A 1,504-nucleotide genomic window follows, 5' to 3' on the forward strand; every position below is an offset into this window, starting at 1 on the left:
GCTATTTTTAGGAAATAGCTTCGAAAAAACTTAATGATTTTGCTGTTTGGCAATTTGTTGTTCGAGTTGCTCGATAGACTTTTGAATCGAATCAATTTCCTGTGATAAGTTATTTTTATGTGGTTCTGTCGATTGTTGCCACACCATGACAGATTGTTTAATTTCTTCGATCGTTTCTGGTAAGTTTGCTTTTGCTTCTGTCGTTAAATGTTGAATCGACTCAACGAGTTCGCTTGCTTTCGCTTTAATGTCTTCAATCATAGATTGAAGATTGCACGATTTAGATTTCATATTTGCACGCAATTGTTCGCCCGATTGTGACGTCGTTAAAAGTACAGCGACTGAAGCGGTAATGGAACCGGCAAGTACGCCGAGTAAAAAGTTAGATTGTTTCATAAAAATAGCCAACACCTTTCTCCAAGAGATGAATTATTATCTATTAAATCATGTTATAAAAAGACAATCAATTAATTTCAGTAAAAAACGATACATATTTCCAACAATTTTTCCAAAATCTTTGTTATTCACATATAATAAAAGGTTAAGGTTGATATGAAGAATTAATGTTTCATACGTAACTTCATTCAACGCCTTAACCTTTTAAAAAATGCTTTATAATTAGCTATATCGACTATTAGCTAACGTAATGTTTTAGAACAAATGATCATAATTTATCGATAATTGTTTCAGCTAAACTTTATTGAACAATAATCAAAGTTGTTTGCGAATTTTTGTAGCGAGTTCACCGATGACTTCAGGTGTTAATTTATCGACTTGCGGATTCCATGTCCAACCGAATCCGTCCTTTTCATCGTAACGTGGGATGAAATGTAAGTGGAAATGATATACAGTTTGTCCTGCGTGTGAACCGTTATTTTGCAATAAGTTCATACCAGCAGGTTGGAATTCTGCTTTTAAAGCATTCGCAATTTTAGGAACGGCACGGAATAAATTTGCCGCTTCGTCTTCCGTCATGTCGTAAACGTTTTCACGGTGGACTTTAGGGATGAGAAGTAAATGACCTTTCGCGACAGGTGTGATGTCCATGAATGCATAAACGTGCTCATCTTCGTACACTTTTTCACTCGGAATTGTACCGTTAATAATATTACAGAAAATACAAGAAACCATCTGAACCACTCCTTTTATTCGTTTTTATCTATCTTTAGTGTAGCATAAAACATGGTAAACGTCTTTGTATCAATGTAACTTTCTTCATACATTTGTTAAAATGAAGAAAGGAAGAGAGGGGATCGCATGGCGGTTTTAAAATTAACAGATGTGACAGGTGGTTATACACGGAAACCTGTTTTGCATCATTTATCATTTGAAGTAGAAGCAGGAGAGTTAGTCGGTTTAATTGGTTTGAACGGAGCGGGGAAAAGTACGACGATTAAACATATTATCGGCTTATTGCGTCAACATGCTGGAACGATTGAAATTGCAGGGCATACGTTAGAGGGCAACATGGAAGGGTATCGTCAATCGTTTTCATACATACCGG

Annotated in this window: 3 protein-coding genes; 1 reads left to right on the forward strand and 2 read right to left on the reverse strand. The window is 35.8% G+C overall.

The features are described 5' to 3' along the window. Positions 1 to 30: 30 nt before the first annotated feature. On the reverse strand, positions 31 to 408 hold the full coding sequence (locus VIG73_RS13785) for a YtxH domain-containing protein (RefSeq protein ID WP_331642996.1): 378 nt from the start codon (positions 406 to 408) through the stop codon (positions 31 to 33). A 303-nt stretch (positions 409 to 711) separates the two neighbouring features. Continuing rightward, positions 712 to 1,131, reverse strand: coding sequence for an HIT family protein (locus VIG73_RS13790; RefSeq protein ID WP_331642998.1), 420 nt, complete (start codon positions 1,129 to 1,131; stop codon positions 712 to 714). Between the two features lie 126 nt (positions 1,132 to 1,257). On the opposite strand from VIG73_RS13790, the gene VIG73_RS13795 reads away from it, so the two are divergent. After that, the coding region (locus VIG73_RS13795) for an ATP-binding cassette domain-containing protein (RefSeq protein WP_331643001.1) at positions 1,258 to 1,504 on the forward strand (247 nt) is incomplete at its 3' end.

Origin of the sequence: Cerasibacillus sp. (assembly GCF_036516575.1) — a bacterium.
Lineage (GTDB): Bacteria > Bacillota > Bacilli > Bacillales > Amphibacillaceae > Cerasibacillus.